Source organism: Rhodococcus sp. 14-2483-1-2 (assembly GCF_002259405.1).
In the GTDB taxonomy this organism is placed as follows: Bacteria; Actinomycetota; Actinomycetes; order Mycobacteriales; family Mycobacteriaceae; genus Rhodococcoides.
The window spans coordinates 175,372-195,609 of the sequence record NZ_NPFW01000009.1 but is presented as its reverse complement, the minus strand read 5'-3'; the positions used below and the strand labels follow the sequence as shown (position 1 = coordinate 195,609).

Annotated in this window: 19 protein-coding genes; 11 read left to right on the top strand and 8 right to left on the bottom strand. The window is 64.3% G+C overall.

Translation table 11 applies throughout. From position 1 onward, the window contains the following. Positions 1–3: 3 nt before the first annotated feature. Entirely contained in the window at positions 4–186 is a 183-nt protein-coding gene (locus CH295_RS09975; RefSeq protein WP_032397091.1) for a hypothetical protein, read from the top strand. Here CH295_RS09975 and CH295_RS09970 read toward each other — a convergent pair. The 7 genes from CH295_RS09970 to CH295_RS09940 all read right to left on the bottom strand — a co-directional run bounded on the left by CH295_RS09970 (position 174) and on the right by CH295_RS09940 (position 7,883). Then, the gene (locus CH295_RS09970; RefSeq protein WP_094740558.1) at positions 174–1,004 is read right to left on the bottom strand and encodes a MerR family transcriptional regulator; all 831 of its coding nucleotides are present in this window, start codon (positions 1,002–1,004) and stop codon (positions 174–176) included. The two genes, CH295_RS09975 and CH295_RS09970, sit on opposite strands and share 13 nt — an antisense overlap. 97 nt (positions 1,005–1,101) lie before the next feature. Next, a complete protein-coding gene (locus tag CH295_RS09965; RefSeq protein ID WP_141216986.1) occupies positions 1,102–1,536 on the bottom strand; it encodes a GNAT family N-acetyltransferase in 435 nt (144 codons plus the stop codon). An 87-nt stretch (positions 1,537–1,623) separates the two neighbouring features. Next, positions 1,624–2,715, bottom strand: a complete 1,092-nt coding sequence (locus CH295_RS09960; RefSeq protein ID WP_037195464.1) for an ABC transporter ATP-binding protein — start codon at positions 2,713–2,715, stop codon at positions 1,624–1,626. A gap of 21 nt (positions 2,716–2,736) precedes the next feature. Then, a complete protein-coding gene (gene galK / locus CH295_RS09955; RefSeq protein ID WP_094740556.1) occupies positions 2,737–3,903 on the bottom strand; it encodes a galactokinase in 1,167 nt (388 codons plus the stop codon). Beyond that, on the bottom strand, positions 3,900–5,015 hold the full coding sequence (galT, locus tag CH295_RS09950) for a galactose-1-phosphate uridylyltransferase (RefSeq protein ID WP_094740615.1): 1,116 nt from the start codon (positions 5,013–5,015) through the stop codon (positions 3,900–3,902). The genes galK and galT overlap by 4 nt, the downstream gene beginning before the upstream one ends. 16 nt (positions 5,016–5,031) lie before the next feature. Next, positions 5,032–5,850 (bottom strand): DeoR/GlpR family DNA-binding transcription regulator, encoded by an 819-nt coding sequence (locus CH295_RS09945; RefSeq protein WP_094740555.1) that lies wholly within the window; start codon positions 5,848–5,850, stop codon positions 5,032–5,034. Further along, positions 5,850–7,883, bottom strand: a complete 2,034-nt coding sequence (locus tag CH295_RS09940; RefSeq protein WP_094740554.1) for a beta-galactosidase — start codon at positions 7,881–7,883, stop codon at positions 5,850–5,852. Before CH295_RS09940 ends, CH295_RS09945 begins: the two co-directional genes overlap by 1 nt. A gap of 213 nt (positions 7,884–8,096) precedes the next feature. On the opposite strand from CH295_RS09940, the gene CH295_RS09935 reads away from it, so the two are divergent. From CH295_RS09935 to CH295_RS09920, 4 genes are read left to right on the top strand one after another with little or no spacing between them, the layout of a single operon-like run. Continuing rightward, on the top strand, positions 8,097–9,392 hold the full coding sequence (locus CH295_RS09935; RefSeq protein WP_094611283.1) for an ABC transporter substrate-binding protein: 1,296 nt from the start codon (positions 8,097–8,099) through the stop codon (positions 9,390–9,392). 58 nt (positions 9,393–9,450) lie between these two features. After that, entirely contained in the window at positions 9,451–10,350 is a 900-nt protein-coding gene (locus CH295_RS09930; protein ID WP_094633493.1) for a carbohydrate ABC transporter permease, read from the top strand. Next, a complete protein-coding gene (locus CH295_RS09925) occupies positions 10,350–11,279 on the top strand; it encodes a carbohydrate ABC transporter permease (RefSeq protein ID WP_094633494.1) in 930 nt (309 codons plus the stop codon). The genes CH295_RS09930 and CH295_RS09925 overlap by 1 nt, the downstream gene beginning before the upstream one ends. Continuing rightward, positions 11,276–13,408, top strand: coding sequence for an alpha-galactosidase (locus tag CH295_RS09920; protein ID WP_252341985.1), 2,133 nt, complete (start codon positions 11,276–11,278; stop codon positions 13,406–13,408). Before CH295_RS09925 ends, CH295_RS09920 begins: the two co-directional genes overlap by 4 nt. A 78-nt stretch (positions 13,409–13,486) precedes the next feature. Here the strand turns inward: CH295_RS09920 and CH295_RS09915 are convergent, their stop codons facing one another. Then, positions 13,487–14,746, bottom strand: a complete 1,260-nt coding sequence (locus CH295_RS09915) for a reverse transcriptase family protein (RefSeq protein ID WP_252341984.1) — start codon at positions 14,744–14,746, stop codon at positions 13,487–13,489. Between the two features lie 501 nt (positions 14,747–15,247). On the opposite strand from CH295_RS09915, the gene CH295_RS09910 reads away from it, so the two are divergent. The 6 genes from CH295_RS09910 (at position 15,248) to CH295_RS09880 (ending at position 20,228) form a co-directional block, all read left to right on the top strand. Beyond that, positions 15,248–15,778 carry a DUF3558 domain-containing protein gene (locus tag CH295_RS09910; RefSeq protein ID WP_252341983.1) on the top strand — a complete coding sequence of 177 codons (531 nt, stop codon included), beginning with the start codon at positions 15,248–15,250 and terminating at the stop codon, positions 15,776–15,778. Positions 15,779–15,807: 29 nt separating this feature from the next. Continuing rightward, positions 15,808–16,194 (top strand): hypothetical protein, encoded by a 387-nt coding sequence (locus CH295_RS09905; protein WP_094740551.1) that lies wholly within the window; start codon positions 15,808–15,810, stop codon positions 16,192–16,194. A gap of 471 nt (positions 16,195–16,665) precedes the next feature. After that, a complete protein-coding gene (locus CH295_RS09895) occupies positions 16,666–17,613 on the top strand; it encodes an ABC transporter ATP-binding protein (protein ID WP_094740549.1) in 948 nt (315 codons plus the stop codon). A 9-nt stretch (positions 17,614–17,622) separates the two neighbouring features. Then, on the top strand, positions 17,623–18,405 hold the full coding sequence (locus tag CH295_RS09890; RefSeq protein WP_094633498.1) for an ABC transporter permease: 783 nt from the start codon (positions 17,623–17,625) through the stop codon (positions 18,403–18,405). Between the two features lie 72 nt (positions 18,406–18,477). Further along, positions 18,478–19,623, top strand: a complete 1,146-nt coding sequence (locus tag CH295_RS09885) for a sensor histidine kinase (RefSeq protein ID WP_094633499.1) — start codon at positions 18,478–18,480, stop codon at positions 19,621–19,623. Beyond that, the gene (locus CH295_RS09880) at positions 19,620–20,228 is read left to right on the top strand and encodes a response regulator transcription factor (RefSeq protein WP_094633500.1); all 609 of its coding nucleotides are present in this window, start codon (positions 19,620–19,622) and stop codon (positions 20,226–20,228) included. Before CH295_RS09885 ends, CH295_RS09880 begins: the two co-directional genes overlap by 4 nt. The last annotated feature ends 10 nt before the right edge of the window (positions 20,229–20,238 follow it).

Sequence of the window (20,238 nt, the reverse complement as noted above, 5' to 3'; positions counted from 1 at the left end):
CGCATGTCCGCACGCTTCGATACTTGCAACGGCACACTCGTGATCCACGCGGTCGGCGGTGCGGAGTGCACGGAGCCGGACTGCGTGGATCTCGAGTACGTTCGCCACTTCCTGGTGCTCGAATGCGAGGAGGTCACCGGCGGTTGCCAGTGCACCGCCCTCGTGGAGTTCGCTCAGGCGTCCTGACGTCGAACCACCGGCTGTTGCAGTTCGGTCACCCAATTCTCCTGCGGCTGCGGCTCGGACACCAGGTAGTACTCCCGGCAGACGCCGGAGAGTTCGTAGCCGTTGGCCTCGATCCACGCCGTGAACTGCTCCCAGGTCTCGCCGATCGTCGCCATCGAACCGTGGTGGACGGTGGTCACCGCGAGCTCGACGGGCGGTAGCTCGCGAACCTCGTAGCCCTCGCCGGCCACCACCTCGGGCCCCACCTCGAATGCGGCATGGACGGTGATGCCGGTGCCGTCCCCGTCGTCGACGGCCTCGTACATGGCGATCGACGCTGGCCCGAAGGTCACGCCGTGCCCGGTGAGCGTCTGGGCGAGTCGGGCGTACATCGGGCCGATGACCGGGCCGATGTTCTCCGGCCCGAACCCGGCGGCGGTCTCGATGACGAGAGCGATACGGGTGGCCGGCAATGTTTTGGTGTCCACGGTGATCATCGAAATCCCTTCGGTGTGGGAGAGCCGCGCATCGATGCGCCGCAGCCGAGCCGCGTCGAGATCGAGTCGACGCGCAACATCATCGCGCTTGGCGGCGAGCATCTCGCGTAGCCGATCACCGTCGACCTCGCCGTGCACGATCTGCGTCACCTCGTCGAGCCTGAACCCGAGGTCCTTGAACACGAGAATGCGTCCCAGAACCTCGAACTGCGAACCGTCGTACGAGCGATAGCCCGTGAACGGATCCACCCGCGCCGGCGTCAACAACCCGATCTCGTCGTAATGCCGAAGCATGCGAACCGACACCCGGCCGATCGATGCGAACTCTCCGATGCTGAACATGACCCTCCGAGGTTCTCGTCTCACACAGTGTGAGGGTCAAGAGGAGAAAATCGGGTGCACTGGACCGCGCTGAGCGCGGTCGACTGCACCCGATTCTTCAGAGCACGGGAATCCAGAAGCGAACAGCCGACCCGATGCAGTCGACACGTTGGCCCCCAGCTCGCTCCAGGGTCGCTGTCGAGGCCGCGTTGCCCACCTCGCATACCGCCGCCACCCGGGTCATGCCCAGATCTGCGGCGAGCCTCAGCACCTCGCGTACTGCCCAGGAGGCAACTCCCCGACCTCGTTCGGACGGGCGAACCCCGTAGCCGATGTGCCCGAGACGGTCGGCAAGCTCGTGGCCGTCGTGTCTGAGTGCGACGCCGCCCAACACACGTTCGCCCTCCACGATCCAGCGGTACGTGCACTCGGCGTCGCTCCGAAGCCGATCCACCCAGTCCGAAAAGCCCTGTGCGGACTCGACATCGTCGTCGGCCGTCAACCCGAAACCGTCCTCGTGGAGGCCCGGACCCCATTCGATACGACAGTCCATCCAGGCTTCCCGCAGTTCATGCGAAGGGGCGACCAGTGTCGAGTGAACCGTCACAGACACCCACCTCCGTTTCGGATCAGCGACCGCTCAGGGGCGCAGATTCAATCCCGTTGTGGTCGAGAAGTAGTGCACCGTCTCGGCGCGCGGGGCGATTCGGATGACATCACCCTGCGACGGGGCCGCGATGTCAGGAATGCGGGCGACGATCTGCGCCCCGACGGTTCCCAGATTCGACGCGTCCTCGGCGGTGCGGCCGTAGATGTAGGAGTCCGCCCCGAGTTCCTCGACGACGTCGACCACGATGTCGGTACCGGAATCGGAGAGCGTCCACGCTTCCGGGCGCACGCCCATCGTCACTCGGCTGCCGTCGATGCGGTCGGCGATCGAACGCTCGATCGGCACCGACAGCGATCCGAGCTTCGCAGTGCCTGCCACGACGTCCACGTCGAACAGGTTCATCGCGGGTGAGCCGATGAAACCTGCGACGAAGGCATTGACCGGTCGCTCGTAGAGCTCCTTCGGGCTGGCGCATTGCTGCAGCACACCGGCTTTCATGATCGCCACACGATCACCCATCGTCATCGCCTCCACCTGGTCGTGGGTGACGTAGACGGTGGTGGTGCCGAGCCTGCGCTGGAGCAGCGAGATCTGGGTGCGGGTCTGCACGCGGAGTTTCGCATCGAGGTTGGACAGCGGCTCGTCCATGAGGAACACCTGCGGGTTCCGCACGATGGCACGTCCCATCGCCACACGCTGACGCTGACCTCCGGAGAGCGCCTTGGGTTTACGGCCCAGATAGTCGGTGAGGTCGAGGATCTTCGCAGCCTCCTCGACGCGACGACCCACCTCCGCCTTGTCCATTCCGGAGATCTGCAGTGCGAATCCCATGTTCTTGGCGACGGTCATGTGCGGGTACAGCGCGTAGTTCTGGAACACCATCGCGATGTCGCGTTCCTTGGGCGCCAGTGAGGTGACGTCACGGTCACCGATCTTGATGGCACCGTAGTCGACGTCCTCGAGACCGGCGAGCATCCGCAGCGAGGTGGACTTGCCGCAGCCGGAAGGCCCGACGAGCACGAGGAATTCGCCGTCCTCGATGGCGAGGTCGAGCGATTCGACTGCCGCGACGTCCGATCCCGGGTAGAGCTTGGTGGCTCCTTCGTACGTGACCTGTGCCATGGGAGTGCTCCTTTGTATGGGTTAGAAGAATCGATGTGCGGAGCCGGCGGGCTCGGCAGTGAGAAAGGTGGGTTCCGGCAGTCCGGATCGTGTTGCACTGGCGGCAATCTCGTCCGCCACAGCCTCGACGAGCTCCGACGGCACCAGAGCGATGGCAGAGCCGCCGAATCCACCGCCGGTCATCCGAGCTCCGTGTGCGCCTGTGCGCAGAGCCGCGTCGACAGCGCTGTCGAGTTCCGGTGAGCTGACCTCGTAGTCGTCCCGCAAGGACATGTGCGACGCGGTCATCAGCTCACCGAGTTCGACACCGGCGGCTCCGCGATCCAGGAGCTCCGCAGCCGCCTCGACGCGTCGAATCTCGCTGGTGACGTGACGAACTCGCGCGATCAGCGTCTCGTCGTCGAGCCCGGCCATGGCCTGCTCGGGGTCGAGTCCACGCAAGGTCTTCACCCCCAGTTCTGCGTACGCCGTATCCAGGGCCGCACGCCTGGCACCGTACTGACCGTCTACCAGGCGGTGCGGCGCGTTGGTGTCGATCACCAGCAGCCGCGAGCCGGACCCGGCCAGATCGAGGGGAATCTGACGCGTCGAACCGTCGAGACAGTCCAGCAGCAGCGCGTGTCCCGGCTGTGCCGACATCGCGATGTTCTGATCCATGCCGCCGGTCGACGCGCCGGCGATCTCGTTCTCGGCGCGGATACTGGCGTCGATCAGTACCTTTCGGTCGAGTCGAAGATCGAAGAGGTCGTCGAGAGCGAGGGCGAACGAGCACTCGAGGGCGGCCGAGCTCGACAGCCCCGAACCCACCGGCACCGAAGAATGCACGGCCACATCGACTCCGCCGACTCCGTGCTCCCGAAGTGCCCAGGACACCCCGGCCACGTAGGCCGCCCAACCCGACGGGGTACCCGGACCGATCTCGTCGAGCTCACCGGTCCACGACTCGTCGGTGTGCGTCGATACGGCCCGCATGGTCGTGTCCTCGCGACGGCGCACGGCGACCGCGGTGGCATACGGCAGCGCGAACGGCAGCACCAATCCGCCTGCATAATCGATGTGCTCACCGATGAGGTTGACTCGACCCGGAGCGATCCAGACCCCGTCGGGATCACCGCCGAATGCACTGCGGAACAACGCCGCTGCACCGTCGGCGAGATCCTCCTCGGCGATCACGTCGAGCCAGTTCACGCCAGCACCTCGCGTAGCCGGTCCGCGATCCGCTCGGGAGTGGTGTCGTTGATCCAGGCTCCCATCGCCGACTCGGATCCGGCGAGGAACTTCATCCGCCCCGGTGAGCGCATCATCGAAAACAGTTGCAGATGCAGGCGTCCCAGTTCGCGATCTGCTCCGACGGGTGCCTGGTGCCAGGCCGCGATGTACGGCACCTCGTCGACCCCCTCGAAGAACGCGTCGACTCCGCGCAACAGATCCCGATAGACCACCGCCAGCTCGTCCCGCTCGGCACCGCTCAACTCGGCGAGGTCCGACACGTCGCGACGCGGCGCGAGATGCACCTCGACCGGCCAGCGCGATGCTGCAGGCACGTACGCCACCCAGTGCTCGGCGTCGACGACGATCCGTCGACCCGAACGAAGCTCGGCGGCGAGGACGTCGGCCAGCAACACTCGGCCCGTTCGCTCGAAGTGTTTGCGAGACTGCCGTATCAGCGCATCGGTACGCGGCGGAAGGTAGGGGTAGGCGTAGATCTGACCGTGCGGGTGAGTCAGGGTGACGCCGATTTCCTTGCCGCGGTTCTCGAAGCAGAAGACCTGCTGAACGCCGGGGATGGCGGACAGGGCAGTGGTGCGATCGGCCCAGACGTCGATGATGGTGCGGACGCGGGAGAGCTCGAGCGACACGAAGGACGCATCGGGGTCACTGGCGAAACAGATCACCTCGCACCGACCGGTGCCGGGTGCAAGCGGCCACAGTGCCTCGCCGTCCACCTCGCTCGGAAGTGATTGCTGCGCTGCAGTTTCGGACAGAGACGGAAAACGGTTCTCGAACACCACCACGTCGTAATCGGCCGCCGGAATCTCGGTCGCCGGCCTGTCGGGACGACTCGGTGCCAACGGCGACGCGTCGGCAGGCGGCAGAAACGTGCGGTCCATCCGCTGGGCGGCGATGACGATCCATTCGCCGGTGAGAACGTCGAATCGCATCTGCGACTGCGACATCGACGGAGACAGGGCTCGCGTGTCGACGAGATCGCGGGTGGCCTCACCCGAGACGTAGGGCTCGGTGTCGTCGTAGTAGATCAGCTCACGGCCGTCGGCCAGAGTGGTCGACGTCTTGCGCATCGTGTGCGTCGTGGCGTCATGCGCGGTCATCGAGTACTCGTTCCTCGTTCGTGTCGGGGGATTGCTCTCCGGCGATCACCACGTCGTCGACCGTCTCGGACAACGCTTCGTGGACGCCGGGATCGAGTCCGGCATCGGTGACGAACACGTCGACGCGAGAGAGCGGGATGGTGTTGGCGAGCGCACGAACACCCCACTTGGTGTGGTCGGCCAGCACGATGACGCGTCGGGACGATGCGACCAGTGCCTGATTGGTCTGTGCTTCCATGAGATTGGGGCAGGTGAGCCCGCATTCGATGTCCACACCGTGTGTGCCGAGGAACAGCATGTCCAGGTGGATACTCTGCAGTGCACTGACCGTGAGCGGTCCGACGAGCGCGTAGGACGGCGTGCGCTGTCCGCCGGTGAGCAGCACGGTCTGGTCCGACCGGCCACCGGTGTGGAAGACCTCGGCGACGGGCAGGGAGTTGGTGACGACGGTGATGTCAGGAACGTCGAGCAGTTCCTGCGCGAGTGCGTGAGTCGTGGTGCCACCGGAGATGCCGATGGAGGTCCCGGGCCGCACGAATCGTGCAGCGGCACGGGCGATGGCGGCCTTGGCATCTCGATCGAGTTCGGACTTGGCCGAGAACCCCGGCTCGAACACGCTTGCCGATCGCGGCAGCGTCACGCCGCCGTGCACCCGCTCGACCAGACCGCGAGCGACCAGCTCGTTGACGTCGCGTCGAATGGTCATGTCCGACACCGACAGTGCGGCTCCCAGATCTGCGACCTTGACCGCGCCCTCGGCCGTCACCTGGTCCAGGATCTTCTGCTGACGCTGGTGGGCGAGCATCAGCGGTTCTCGGCGATCACAGCACTGCCGCCTGCGGCCACGATGAGTTCGCCGTCGATCTGTGCGCCGCCAACCAGGTCCGTACCCGAGGCAGGCACGCTGACCTTGTCGGTTCCGTGGTTGAGCACGAAGAGCCAGGACTGCTCCCCTGCCGACCGTCGGACGATCTCCACGTCCGATCCGAGGTCGCGTCGGGTGTCGATTTCGGCTGCAGCGCAGAGCTTGTCGGCCAGCGTGGCCCAGCCTGCCGCGTCGGGAACGGTCGCCGCGTACCAGGCGGCACCCGCGCCGACGGTGCGCTTGGTCAGCGCGGGGACGCCGCGCAGGTGCCCCTGGGTGTGCCGCGCCAGCACGTCGACGTCCTCCGACGCGGTGAGATATTCGCTCCAGATCTCGCCGACGGTCTCGTCGTCCAGGGTGAGGGCTTCCCCGTCGGCGAGCGGGAAGAACTCTTCGACGCGCACGCCGAGCAGGTCACGGAATGCGCCCGGGTAGCCGCCGAGTCGCACGTGGTCGTCCTCGTCGGCGATTCCGGAGAAGGCGGTGACGAGGACCTGCGCGCCCCCGTCGGCCGCGTCGGATATCCGCGCGGCGGTCTCGTCGCTGCACAGGTACAGAGCCGGCACCACGATGACGTCGTAGTCGCTCAGGTCCGTCGACGACGGAACGACATCGCAGGTCACGCCCGCGGAGGTGAATCCGTGATGGGCGCGGCGGGCAATCTCCATGGGCTGCATGGCCATCGACGGATGACCCTCCTGCTCGCACGCCCACTGCGAGGCCCAGTCGAAGAGCACGGCAACCCGAGCATCGACGGTGCTGCCTGCCACCGGTGCCATGCGACGCAGAGCCGCACCGAGCTCGACGACCTCACGCCAGCGCGCGGAGTCCTCGCCTGCGTGCGGAACCAGAGCGGAATGGAACTTCTCCGCCCCTGCCTTGGAGGCGCGGAACTGGAAGTAGGCAATGCCGTCCGCTCCGCGAGCCATGTGTGCCAGTGAGTTTCGCATCATCTCGCCGGGGACCTTGGCGCGGTTGATGTGCTGCCAGTTGACGGCGCTGGTGGAATGCTCCATCAACAACCATGGTCGACGGCCGGCAACGCCACGGGTGAGGTCGGCCGAGAACGAGAGCTTGTGATGCGCTGCGGCGTCGCCGGTCTCGGGGCCGACGAGATAGTGGTCGGTGGAGACGATGTCCTGTTCCGGGGCCCAGGACGCGTAGTCCATGTTGCCTGCGAGCGCGGGGCCCTGGCCCATGCCCACCATGAAGTTCGTGGTGACCGGCACGTCCGGGGTGATCCGGTTCAGCACTGCCTTCTCGGCGCGATACTGCTCGAGGAGGGCGTCCGAGCAGAAGCGGCGCCAGTCGAGTTGGTGAGTGGGGTTGCCGAACGTGGTGCTCACCGAGGGCGGAACGATCTCGTCCCAGTCGCTGTAGCGCTGGCTCCAGAAGTCGGTGCCCCACGCGGTGTTGAGGGTCTCGAGGTCGATGTACCTGACGCTGAGCCACTCTCGGAATGCATGCGCACTGTCGTCGGAGTAGCACAGTGCGTTGTGGCAGCCGAGTTCGTTGGACACGTGCCACATGGCCAGCGCGGGATGCTCGCCGTAGCGGTGCGCCATCTTCTCGACCAGCACGAGTGAATGCTCGCGGTACACAGCAGAACTGGGACTCCACGTCTGGCGGCTGCCGATGGCGTAGCGGTAACCGCGCTCGTCCACCGGGCGCATCTGCGGGTATGCAGTGGCCAACCACGGCGGGGGCGACGCGGTCGCCGTGGCCAGGTCGACGCGAATGTCGCCCTCGTGCATCAGATCCATGACGCGGTCGAGCCACTCGAAGTCCCACGTCGACGCGGTCGGCTGCAGGCGAGCCCAGGAGAAAACACCGACGGTCACGAAGTCGACGCCGGCCTCGTGCATCAGCTCGACGTCGCGTCGCCAGACGTCCTCGGGCCACTGCTCGGGGTTGTAGTCGCCGCCGAAGGAGATTCCCTGGGTCGGCCAGGTGCTGCGTCGCGCTGTGTCCATGCTCACAATATGAACGAGGCTTTCTCAGATGTCAACATGAATGAACATTTTCTTACTGATGCAGGTGAACGAGCCACAAAGAGCTTGACAGACGCCGTAGCGTCGTGTTTCTGTAACCTGCATCACCCCGAATGGTCAGGTGAACACCGCAGAACGAACAGCGGGGATGTTCATTTCTGATCGTTATCGATACTTTCTCGTCGAAGGACTTCCATGAACCCACACGAGTGGCCGCGCACGTGGCAGCCGTCCCGACGCGATTTCCTGCGGTCCGCGCTCGTCGCCGCGGGTGCGATCACCGCCGGTGGCGCGCTGTCGGCATGCTCGAACAGCGTCGACCCGAACGTCACCACGCTCGGGTCACGGTTGTCCGACCCCAACTCCAAGCTGGGTGTCGAGGACTTCGTCGCGATGTACCGACAGCAGACCGGGCGGCAGCTCGCCGTCAACACCGTCGACTCCACGTCGTTCCAGGAAAACGTCAACAACTACCTCCAGGGCACGCCCGACGACGTCATCACCTGGATGGGTGGGTACCGGGTGAAGTACTTCGCCGAGAAGGGTCTGGTGGAGGACCTCTCGCCGATCTGGGCGAACCACGGCGGCGGCTTCAACGAGAGCTTCCGCGAGAACTCGACCGGCATGGACGGCAAGCAGTACCTGATCCCGTTCTTCTACTACCCGTGGGCGGTGTTCTACCGGCCGAGCCTGTGGGCCGAGCGTGGGTACGAGCCCCCGGCCACGTACGACCAGTGGGTGGCGTTGAGCAAACAGATGCAGGCCGACGGCCTCACCCCGATCGGCTTCGGTGCCCGAGACGGGTGGCCACCGTTCGGAACGTTCGACTATCTGAATCTGCGCCTGAACGGCGTCGAGTTCCACCGAACCCTGCTCGCCGGCGACGTGAGCTGGACCGACAATCGCGTGCGCTCGGTGTTCGACACCTGGCGTGAACTATTGCCGTTCCACCAGCCACAGCCACTGGGCCGCAAGATCGCCGACGCGCAGATGGCTCTGCTGAACAAGAGCGTCGGCTCACTCGTCGCCGGCATGTTCGTCGCGCAGAGCTTCCCCGCCGGTGCCGAACGCGACGACCTGGACTTCTTCACCTTTCCCGAACTCGACTCCGCCGTCGGAACATCCACGGTCGAAGCTCCCATGGACGGGTTCATGATGCGCACCGACCCGCGCAACCGGCCCGGAGCCGAGGACTTCCTCACCTACATGACCGGACCCGACCCTGCCGTCGCCTACGCGAAGCAGGACCCGCAGGCCATTCCCGCTCACCGTGACGCCGACCTGTCCAGTTTCCCTGCGCTCGTGCGTAAGTCGGCGGATCTGGTGCAGAACGCGGAGGAGATCACCCAGTTCTTCGACCGCGACACCCGCCCCGACTTCGCGTCGATCGTCATGATCCCGGCTCTGCAGCAGTTCATCGGCAACCCGAACGATGTCGACGGTCTGGTCCGCAGCATCGAGCGCCAGAAGTCGGCGGTGTTCGGAACATGATCGTGCGCAGTGCGATTCGACCTCCATCATCCACTCGACATCGAGATCAGGTAATGCCATGACCGCACCCGAACGGGTCAAGTCGCCGAAGGTTCGGCGCAGTGTTCGCGAGAAGTGGACCATCGCGCTCATGCTCGGAGTTCCCGCGCTGATCGTCATCGGTCTCGTCTGGATTCCGACGATCTTCACGGTCATCCTGTCGTTCGCCCGCTGGGACGGCATCGGCGGAACGTCGAGCATCGAGTGGATCGGCACTCGGAACTACGTGGATGCCGTCGAGGCGTACCCACCGTTCCAACAGGCTCTGCACAACAACCTGCTCTGGTTGGCGTTCCTGTTCCTCGTCCCCACCGTCATCGGCATCCTGCTGGCGATCCTTCTGGACAAGAACCTCAAGGGATCTCGGCTCTACCAGAGCATCTTCTACATTCCCGTGGTGCTGTCGATGGCCCTCATCGGTTTCATCTGGCAGCTCATCTACTCCACCGAGGGTGGCGTCCTCAACAGCCTGCTCGGTACCGACGTCGACTGGCTCGGCGATCCGGACATCAACATCTGGGCCGTGATGGTCGCGGCCGGGTGGCGTCATACCGGCTACATCATGCTGTTGTACTTGGCCGGCCTCAAGGCCATCGATCCGTCCGTCCGCGAAGCCGCGTTGATGGACGGGGCCGGGCCTGTTCGGACGTTCTTCAGCGTCATCTTTCCGCTGATGAAGAACACCAATCTGCTCATCGTCGTCATCACCGTCATCGAGGCACTGCGCGCCTTCGACCTGGTGTGGGTGATCAACAGGGGCAGAAACGGATTGGAACTGATATCGGCGTTGGTCACGGCCAACGTCGTCGGTGAAGCAGGCCGCATCGGCTTCGGCTCGGCCCTCGCGACCGTCATGCTTCTCATCTCTCTCGTCTTCATCGCCCTGTACCTCGCCATCGTTCTTCGGAGCAAAGACTGATGACCACTTCACTCACCCGCCCAGCGCCTCCCGAGCGCGATCCGCTGACCCGCAACCGCGCCGCCGTCGCCAACCGTCGGCGCGCAGGCACCGCCCAGATCGCGATGTACGTGCTCCTGACCGTCATGGCGCTCGTCTGGATGTTCCCGCTCGTGTGGGCGGTGTACAACTCGTTCCGCGACTACGACTACGTGCTGCTCAACGGATACCTGTCCGTCGGCGGCTACACGCTGAGCAACTACATCGACTCGTGGCAGATCGGCGGGATCCCGCACTACTTCTTCAACTCGCTGATCATCACCGTGCCGTCGGTGCTGCTCATCCTGTTCTTCGGCTCGATGGCGGCGTTCATCCTGGCGAGATTCAGCTGGAAGTTCAACATCTTCATGCTCGCGGTGTTCATCGCAGGCAACCTGCTGCCCCAGCAGACACTGCTCACGCCACTCTTCCGCCTGTACAACGCAATTCCCGTTCCCTACTGGATGAGCTCCTCCGGTTCGCTGTACGACAGCTACTGGGGCCTGATCATCGTGCACGTCGCATTCCAGACGGGATTCTGCGTGTTCGTGCTGAGCAACTACATGAAAACCGTTCCGCACGAACTGCTCGAAGCCGCCACCGTCGACGGTGCGAGCCTGTTCCGCCAGTACTGGCAGGTGGTGATGCCGCTGTGCCGCCCCGCGTTGGCCGCTCTCGCCACACTGATGGTGACGTGGATCTACAACGACTTCTTCTGGGCTCTGGCTCTGATGGTGAGCGGGGACAAACTCCCGGTGACGACGGCGCTGCAGAATCTGCAGGGTAGCTTCTTCACCGACACCAATCTCCTCGCCGCGGGTTCGGTGCTGGTGGCTCTACCGACAGTGCTCGTATTCGTTGCGCTGCAACGCCATTTCGTGTCCGGTCTGACGATGGGTGCCAACAAGTGAGTTTTTCCGTCCTTCGCCGTGACGGTGTCATGGTGATCCTCGGGCCGTCGTCCACCGCCGTTCCGGCTGTGCTGCACTGGGGTACCGATCTGGGCGAACTGTCCGAGAACGACCTCACCGAGCTGCGAAGAGCCGCGATCCCCGCCGTTCCGCATTCGAGCGTCGACGTTCCGCGGTGGCTCACCCTCGCGCCCGGTGGCGACGACGCCTGGCAGGGAACACCGGCTCTGGCATTGCACCGCTCCGGCACCGTGCAGTATCCGCGGTGGGCCGACGTCACCGTTCGCTCCGGTGAATTCGATTGTGCGGTGCAGGCATCCGACTCCGAGTTGGGAATTGCGTGGTCCATCGAGTTGTCCCTCGAGGTCGGCGGATCACTGCGAGTTCGGCAGAGTGTCCGGAACATCTCCGGCGGACCCTTGACCGTCGACGGCGTCGTAACACTGATGCCGTTGCCGGACACTGCAACCGAACTGCTCGACCTGACGGGACGGCATTGCCGTGAACGTACCCCGCAGCGGCGACGGTTCGACCACGGCTCGACCGTGCGTGCCTCACGACGCGGAAGAACCGGTCACGACGCCACCCTGGTCCTCACCGCGGGTAGTGAGGGTTTCGGCTTCCGCGGCGGTGAAGTGTGGGGAGCGCATGTCGCCTGGAGCGGTGATCACCTGCATCTGGCCGAGCGTCTACCCGAGCGGGCCGGTCAGGCCTCGGGCGTGCTGGGTGGCGGTGAGCTGCTCGCGCCCGGCGAGGTGGTACTGCAGGACGGCGATACCTACACGACTCCGTGGGTGCACTTCGTGTATTCCGCTGCAGGACTGGACGGTTCTGCGCAGTCGCTGCACCGATGGATGCGATCGCGACCCTCACATCCCACCTCGCCGCGGCCGGTGGTGTTGAACGTATGGGAGGGCGTCTACTTCGACCACGACCTCGCACGGCTTCGCGGGATTGCCGACGTCGCCGCGCACGTGGGCGTCGAACGATTCGTTCTCGACGACGGCTGGTTCCGGCACCGACGCGACGATCGAGCCGGTCTCGGCGACTGGCAGGTGGACGAGGGCGTCTGGCCCGACGGGCTGGCACCGCTGTTCGATCACGTTCGCGAACTCGGTATGAGTCCAGGGCTGTGGTTCGAGCCCGAGATGGTCAACCTGGATTCCGATATCGCTCGGGCTCATCCGGATTGGCTGCTCGCGGCACCGGGGCGGATCCCGCTGGAGTGGCGTCACCAGCACGTGCTGGATCTGACCCGCCCGGAGGTGTTCGAGTACCTGCTCACGTCGATCGATGCGGTCTTGGCGACCGAGCGACCGGACTACGTGAAGTGGGATCACAACCGGGACCTGATGCTGGCCGTCGACTCCGACGGCCGCGCTGCGGTGCGTGCTCAGACTTCGTCCTTTTATCGGTTGTTGGACGAGCTTCGGTCCCGACATCCGAACGTCGAGTTCGAGTCCTGTGCCTCCGGTGGTGCGCGCATCGACCTCGAGGTCCTCGAACACACCGACCGGGTGTGGGCGTCGGACACCAACGATCCACTCGAACGTCAACGCTTGCAACGGTGGACGACGCAGCTCCTGCCGCCGGAGCTGATCGGCTCGCATGTCGGGCCCCAGATCGCGCACACGTCCGGTCGATGGTCGACTCTTCAGTTCCGTTGCTTGACATCGCTGTTCGGTCACGCCGGACTGGAGATGGATGTCACCGAGCTCTCGTCGGAAGACCACGAATACCTGAGGTCGTGGACTGCGCTGTACAAGGAACTGCGCGGGCTACTGCACACCGGCGACGTAGTACGCGCCGACCATCCCGACCCGAGCGTCTGGGTGCACGGCGTCGTCGCAGCGGATCTGTCGGAGGCCGCGTATTCGGTAGTGCGGATGGACACCTCGCCCGAGGATCGCACCGATCGGGTCCGCCTCCCTGGTCTGGATCCACATGTTCGGTACCGCGTCGAATTCGTGCGTGAGCTCAGCGACCTGGGCAACGGCATCGAACTACCGCAATGGATCGCCGACGGTGGAGTTGTCGAGCTGTCGGGTTCGATGTTGGCGCAGGCGGGCGTGGCACTACCGGTGCTGTTCCCGCAGACCGGAGTGCTTCTGCGAGTGCGGGCCCTCTGAGGCGAATCGGCTCCTCAGTTCTGGATTTCCGCCTGCGATCGGAGGATGAAATCCGACTCCGAGGAGCTGATTCGCAACTCAGTCCCAGTTCACCTGGGAGGCCATGTTCAGTAGCTTTGCTCGACGCGTTTCGTTCGTCTCGCCGATTCGCGCGATGCGACCGTAGACGTGGGCTCGGAAGTCGTTGTGGTCGCTCCGGTTCTGTTCGGCAACGCCTGCGGTTGTGCAGTTGTGCAGCAGTGCCCGGAGAGTGTCGTACTCCTCTCGGGGCACTGCAGGCCACGAGTTGACGACAAGCCCGGTCAGCTGTTGTCGCTGGTGAGCGCGCCGGACCCTGGTCTTGTCGGGATGAGTCGTGAAGCCCTCGTCGTGGGCGATCTGGGAGATCAGCCACAGGAGTCTGTCAACGTCGATGTCTGCACCACCGGAGAACGCCAGGTCGTCTGCGTATCGGCTGTAGCGGGCTCCGACAGATCGGGCCAGTCCGGTGGCTCGGATATCGAGTTGTCGTGCAGCGAGATTGGCCAACGCAGGAGACGTGGGCGCGCCCTGCGGCAGGTGGGTGGCGCGAAGCCGCGCCGCGGTGGGACGGTCCACACCGACCAATTCGCCGGCAGGGGTGACCGTCGTGCAGAGCGCGGCGAGATTAGCCGCGACCTTCCTGGGATAGCCGACCGTCTCGAAGATCGCGACCACTCGGTCGAACCCGATGGACGGAAAGAAGCGTCGGAGATCTACCGAGACCACCACATCGCGTTCGGCATGCGGGATCGCAAACGTCCGCGGGCTGCGGGCCTTCCGAAAGCCGTGTGCAGCCGGGTGAGCCGGGATGCGATCGAGTATGCGGCGCAGTATCTTTCGTTGGATCTCGCGCAACCTCGGCTTGGGCACCTCCAACAGCCGAATGCCCTGCCGCTTGTCGAGTCGCGCAGATCGGTAGTGCTGCAACGGGAACGGCGCAGTACGTAGCCGGCCCTGCAGGTCGGCGAACCATTCGATTTCGGAGATCGTCAGGTCGAGAGATCGAGCCAGCTGACCGGTCGTTTCGTACCGCGGCACCTCGAATCGCCAGGGTTTGTGGCCGGTACGCGCCCCCGGTCGCTGCGAGGACGCGGAGGGCTCCGAGATGAACGGAAGGTCGCGCAACAGAACGAAAATCGATGCCTCGTCGAACGGCGGACTCGGATACAGGTTGATGATGCGATCGGCCAACCACGACGCCTTTTCAGGCGTGAGACGCGCGAACGCGACCTCGAGGCCTGATCGCGTCCACTCGGCATCTGCCGCCAACCGAGCCAGTGTCGCAGCGGCCCTGGGCGACAATTCCCTTTCGCTCACGGATGGTTACCGATCACGTGCAGCGCTGTGACATGCAACGGCGCGGGGCGACCGAAATCTTTCGTCCTCGGAGCTGCCAAGCACGCGGAGCGTGCGGACCAGCTTCGGACGCAGTGCTCGATTCTCGTGATGTACCCAGGGGTTACCCCTGAGAGCGGAGCCCGCGGAGCGACCCAAAACTCTGAGACCGGTCCCGCGGACCAACTCTCGCCCACGCGCCGCTGCATGCCTCCACCATGCCAAAGGGAGGCAGATCTGTCAGCGCGTTGGATTGTCCGCTGTGGATGAGGCGATTCGACCCGCGATATCGGAGAATCGCGGCCGCACCTGATGGTTCACTATCGTCCACCGCGCAACTACCCGCCGATCGACTGCAATTTTGAACGCCCAGGTTCGAAGCGCAGGAAGTGGAACCATCACGGGCTCCGCCGCGTCCAAGGACGTAGACGTTCGCGAGAAATGGGTGAGGCAATGCGCAGGGCACGACGATGGATGCCGGCGATGGCGGTAATTCTGCTGGCCGCGGGCTGCTCGAGCACCACCGATGGTGACGCACTTGCAGGCGAGACATCGAGCGCGACGGCAAGTACAACGCCCTCAGCGCCGACGCCGTGGGACCCATGCACCATCCCCGACGAGGCCATCGAGCAAGCGGGATTGAACGTCGACACCAAGGAGTCGGGTGTGTTCGGCAGAGATCAATTCGGATTCAAGATCTGCGGCTGGGAGAACCGGCCGCCGGCGAGCAAATACTACGTGCGGATCTTCGTGGGGTTTCAAACCATCGACTGGATCAGCGACACCAGTCGTTTCGATGGACTGCGCCCTGTCCAGGTGGGCACTCACGCCGCTACTCAGTTTGAACAGCTTTCCGTGAGCAAATCACTGAATTGCGGCGTCGCCTACACGGCCGGTAGAGAACTAATCATGGCAACGATCAACTCCGACGTGCTTGTCGATACACCGCAATACGATCCATGCACCGAGCTGAACACGTTGATCGCGGCGCTCGGTTCCGAACTCCCCAGCTGAACCACACCGAACCCAAGGACACCTAACCCATGGCCGATTTCCAGCAGAACGTTCTTGCTCATTGGCAAGGCCTCAATGCCCAGGCCGACGCGGGCACGATCACCATTCCTGGCGATGTAGCCGCGAAGTGCGACGCAGCCTGCGTCGCATACCTCGCTCATCTGGGGAGGATGCAACGCGATGCACTCGCCATCGACATAGCAACTCCATGGGGCGACTTGAAGTCCGCCCAGGATCTGCAAGCCAGATTCGGACGCCTGGTCACCGGCACCGATCGCTCTCTCGACGTGATTCTGCAGCAGCACATCGACGTCATCGAATCGATGCGGATGCTCTTTCGTCGCTACTTCGACGAGACGACCGCCACCGATGCACAGACATCCGCCAACATCACCGCAATCGCTCCGGGAAGCTAGCGCAACACTTTTCGATAGTTCGGTTCGGCGCACCATCGGACCCACGAACACCTCGGTCCACCCAGTATCAAATGCGCTCGTTCGAGTTCGGCCACGCGATCGTGGCCCTCGCAGTCGTCGACGATCAGGCCCCCAGGGCTTCCCCTCGCGCGCACGCGGAACCAATCGACCCGCCCACGATTCGACCGACAGAGACAATCCACGCCCCCCGCGGGCATTCACGCCCCGCGCACGCGGTGTGCATTACCGCCGAGGGCGTGAATCCCAGCAACCACGCGTGAATCCCAGCATCGGGGCACCTACGTGACACCTTGTCCGTCATTGCACGTGACAGTTGTCAACAGTTCGTCGTGACGGCCGAAACGACGTACCATTTCGCGTTGACCTTGCCTTTCGCCCGCGTGAAGAGTCTGATGCGTCGCCGAAAAACACGGCTGAAGATCCGATGACGAAGGGCGAAGGGAATTGCAGATGATCACGCAGAATTCGACTCGCACCGAGGCTGTGGGTACCGAGACAGCACTCGCGGTACACGCCACCGGCGTCCACAAGTCGTTCAGCGACTCCACGGGCTCGAAGTTCCGCGCCGTTCGCGAGTTGAACCTCTCGATTCCCCGCGGGCATGTTGTGGCGTTTCTCGGGCCGAACGGCGCAGGCAAGAGCACGACGATCGACATGATCCTCGGACTCACCGAACCGGACGGCGGCACCATCGAGGTGCTCGGCACCGATCCGCTGACCGCCGCGTCGACAGGATGCAGCGCCGCGGTACTGCAGTCCGGTGGACTGTTGCCCGACGTCACCGTCGGCGCACTGGTCGCGATGATGGGCTCTCTGTACATCGGTGCCGATCCTGCTGCGGCGATCACCCGCGCCGGACTCGGTGATCTGGTGAATCGACGTGTATCGAAATGCTCTGGTGGCGAACAGCAGAAGGTTCGGTTCGCCCTCGCGCTTCTGTCCAACCCCGAACTACTACTGCTCGACGAGCCGACCGCCGGCATGGATGTCACTGCCCGCAAACACTTCTGGCAGGCGATGCGCGCCCAGGCCGCGAACGGCACCACGGTCATGTTCGCGACCCACTACCTCGAAGAGGCACAGGACTTCGCCGATCGAATCGTCGTCATCGTCGACGGCGCCATCGTCGCCGACGGCACGGTGGCTCAGATCGAGGCCACCGTCTCCAATCGGACCGTCGACGCCAACTTGCCACGCACCGAGGCCGAATACGTTGCAGGGCAGACCGGCTCGCGACTGCAGGAACTCGCCAACGGCCGGTTCCGCTTCGTGTGCACCGATACCGACCCCGTGGTGCGCGCACTGAGCACCTCGACCTCCGCGACAGATATCGCGATCGTGTCGGCCTCACTCGACGAAGCATTTTCGGCGCTGACCGACCGCACTCACCAGAACTGAGGACATCCGATGACCACTACGACCTCACTACGCCCCCGCCGCGGACTACACCCCACGTTCGTACTGCACGACATCCGCAGGCAGATCACCCCACAGAATCTGATCTTCACCGTCGCGCTGCCCGCCGTGCTCTACCTCGCCCTGTTCCGCGTCGTGGAACCCAGCGCCGGAGTCGATCTGCCGCACGGCAACTTTCAGGCCTGGATGATGATCGGAATCGCCGTCTACGGTGCGTCTATCGGCACCATCTCGCGGGCCGCGGGCATCTCGAACGAGAAGGCCAACGGCTGGCTGCGGACAATTCGCCTGTCGCCCTTGGGTGCCGGCGGCTACGTCGCATCGCGCATCATTGCCTGCCAGGTGTACGCGGCCATCCCGGTCATCGTGGTCGGCGTCCTCGGAGCACTCACCGGAGCCCGCGCCGACGCGATCGTCTGGATCACCGGCCTCGTCGTGGCCTGGATCGGATCTGCCATCTTCTCCGCTCTCGGCCTTGTGCTGGGAATGCTGCTGCCACCCGAGGTCGTCACCCACGTTCCTGGCGTCGTCATGACCGGCCTCGCCTTCCTGGGCAACATCTTCATCCCGCTCTCGGGCGGCATGCTCGCAGTCGCACAGGTGACACCACTCTATGGTGTGGCGACACTGGCACGGTACGCACTGACCGACGGCTACAACCTCGACGGATCTCACGCCTCACTGGCTGGTGCGCTCATCAACGTCGCGGCCTGGTTCTTCGGATTCTCCTTCGCCGCCGTCCGACGATTCGCTGGGGCAACCGGGCGCCAGTGACACACGGTCACGGTTGCCCAGCGCCTGGGCGTCGTCGATAGTGTGGGTTCCTCACCCGGAGAAAGTGACGCAGTGACCACGCAGAAAACCGATGCCCGACGCGACGAGCGGTTCCCCAGCGCGTTGGTCGCGTTCATTGCGAGTTGGTTCGTCGTCGCGTTGTTCACGTTCATTTCACTGACAACGGTGTTCGATCACCGGGAAAGCATCGGATACGGGCTTGCTCTCCTGTCCGCAGCGATGGTCGTCTTCATTGCGGTCATCCTGGTGCTGGCACAACGCATGTCGGTACTGGGACGCGTCGATTCACGGCTGACGGTGGCGGCATGGATCGCGATTCCGCTCGGCATCGTCCTCGTCCCGCTTTCCGAGGTCTGGGAGATGAGCGCGATGTCGGTGGCGATCGCGGCGACCTTGGTACGTGGGCGCTGGGCACCAGCCGTCGTCGGCGGTGTGTTCGTCATTGCGACCGTTGTCACTGTCGGCGTGGACCGCGCTGAGCCCCTAGAGGCGTTCGGAATCACGTTGTTCAACACGTGTACGACTGTGGTGCTGATCGTACTCACCGAACTTGCACTGGCACTCGACGCTTTGCGTGCATCACGTGAACAGGTTGCCCGGCTGCTCGTCGATGCTGAGCGCCATAGGATTTCGCGGGATTTGCATGACGTCATCGGCCGCACTCTGGTGACCGCGCAGCTACGCAATCAGGCTGCACTTCAGATGTTCGAGAACCAGCCGGAGAAGGCGCGCGAGCAGCTCGGGCACGTGCACGACGTTCTCAACAATGGTCAGGCCGATCTCAGGAGGATTACCAGCGGACCCATCCTCGACGACTTCGCGTCGGAGCTGGCAGCCGTCCAAGCGATGTGTGCCCGGCTGGGCATCGACTGCCTCACCTCGGTGGAAGCCCCGCCGGGCAGCGACGTGGACCGCATCTTCGCCGCCGTCGTACGCGAATCGTCGACCAACATGCTCAAGCATGCTCACCCGCGCAGGTGCACCGTTCGAGTCACCGCTGAGAAGGACTCCGACGTCTTCGAGTTCACCAACGACGGCGTCACACGTGAGGAGACCGACGCAGGTACGGGAACCGGGATCGCTGCACTGACCCGTCAGGTCGAGGACGTCGGAGGCAGATTCACAGCCGGCAAGACGTCAGCGGGTACCGAGTTTCGAGTCGTGGCCACCATCCCGAGGGCAAAGGCAGACGTATGACGATCACCGTGTTGCTCGCCGAGGACGTCGCTCTACTGGCCGAAGCCTTCGAGGTGCTGCTGTCGACCGACCCGGACATCGAGGTGGTCGGACGAGTGTCCCGAGGAGACGAAGTATGCGATGCCGTAAGTCGACTGCGACCGGACCTAGTCCTGATGGACATCGACATGCCCGGTATGACGGGTATCCAGGCTACGGCCGCCCTTCGAGCAATGAATGATCGCACCCCGGTGCTGCTGCTGACTGCCCTACCCGGCAGCGGGCATGTGCACGATGCATTGGCCGCTGGAGCGAACGGGTATCTCCTCAAGAGCACGGACGCGGTGCACCTTTTCGCCGGTATCAAGGCGGTGTTCTCGAAACACACCGTCATCGATCCGGCCTTGGCTGCCGAAGCATTGCGGGCGGGGCCGAATCCCTTGCGAGAGCGCGAACTCGACGTGTTGAGGCTCGTCGATCAAGGGTTGTCCACCAAGCAGATCGGCGAACGCTTGTTTCTCAGCCCCGGAACGGTGCGCAATTATCTCTCGAGCATCATCACCAAGTTGGACGCAAGCAGCCGACTCGAGGCAATAAAGTCCGCACGCGAAAACGGGTGGCTGTAGGCGTACCCGG

Excerpts from the sequence above, each read along its gene's own strand:
- CH295_RS09975 (WP_032397091.1), top strand. The coding sequence starts at position 4 with ATGTCCGCACGCTTCGATACTTGCAACGGCACACTCGTGATCCACGCG.
- CH295_RS09970 (WP_094740558.1), bottom strand. The coding sequence starts at position 1,004 with ATGTTCAGCATCGGAGAGTTCGCATCGATCGGCCGGGTGTCGGTTCGC.
- CH295_RS09965 (WP_141216986.1), bottom strand. The coding sequence starts at position 1,536 with ATGGACTGTCGTATCGAATGGGGTCCGGGCCTCCACGAGGACGGTTTC.
- CH295_RS09960 (WP_037195464.1), bottom strand. The coding sequence starts at position 2,715 with ATGGCACAGGTCACGTACGAAGGAGCCACCAAGCTCTACCCGGGATCG.
- galT (WP_094740615.1), bottom strand. The coding sequence starts at position 5,015 with ATGCGCAAGACGTCGACCACTCTGGCCGACGGCCGTGAGCTGATCTAC.
- CH295_RS09945 (WP_094740555.1), bottom strand. The coding sequence starts at position 5,850 with ATGCTCGCCCACCAGCGTCAGCAGAAGATCCTGGACCAGGTGACGGCC.
- CH295_RS09940 (WP_094740554.1), bottom strand. The coding sequence starts at position 7,883 with ATGGACACAGCGCGACGCAGCACCTGGCCGACCCAGGGAATCTCCTTC.
- CH295_RS09935 (WP_094611283.1), top strand. The coding sequence starts at position 8,097 with ATGAACCCACACGAGTGGCCGCGCACGTGGCAGCCGTCCCGACGCGAT.
- CH295_RS09930 (WP_094633493.1), top strand. The coding sequence starts at position 9,451 with ATGACCGCACCCGAACGGGTCAAGTCGCCGAAGGTTCGGCGCAGTGTT.
- CH295_RS09925 (WP_094633494.1), top strand. The coding sequence starts at position 10,350 with ATGACCACTTCACTCACCCGCCCAGCGCCTCCCGAGCGCGATCCGCTG.
- CH295_RS09910 (WP_252341983.1), top strand. The coding sequence starts at position 15,248 with ATGGCGGTAATTCTGCTGGCCGCGGGCTGCTCGAGCACCACCGATGGT.
- CH295_RS09905 (WP_094740551.1), top strand. The coding sequence starts at position 15,808 with ATGGCCGATTTCCAGCAGAACGTTCTTGCTCATTGGCAAGGCCTCAAT.
- CH295_RS09895 (WP_094740549.1), top strand. The coding sequence starts at position 16,666 with ATGATCACGCAGAATTCGACTCGCACCGAGGCTGTGGGTACCGAGACA.
- CH295_RS09890 (WP_094633498.1), top strand. The coding sequence starts at position 17,623 with ATGACCACTACGACCTCACTACGCCCCCGCCGCGGACTACACCCCACG.
- CH295_RS09880 (WP_094633500.1), top strand. The coding sequence starts at position 19,620 with ATGACGATCACCGTGTTGCTCGCCGAGGACGTCGCTCTACTGGCCGAA.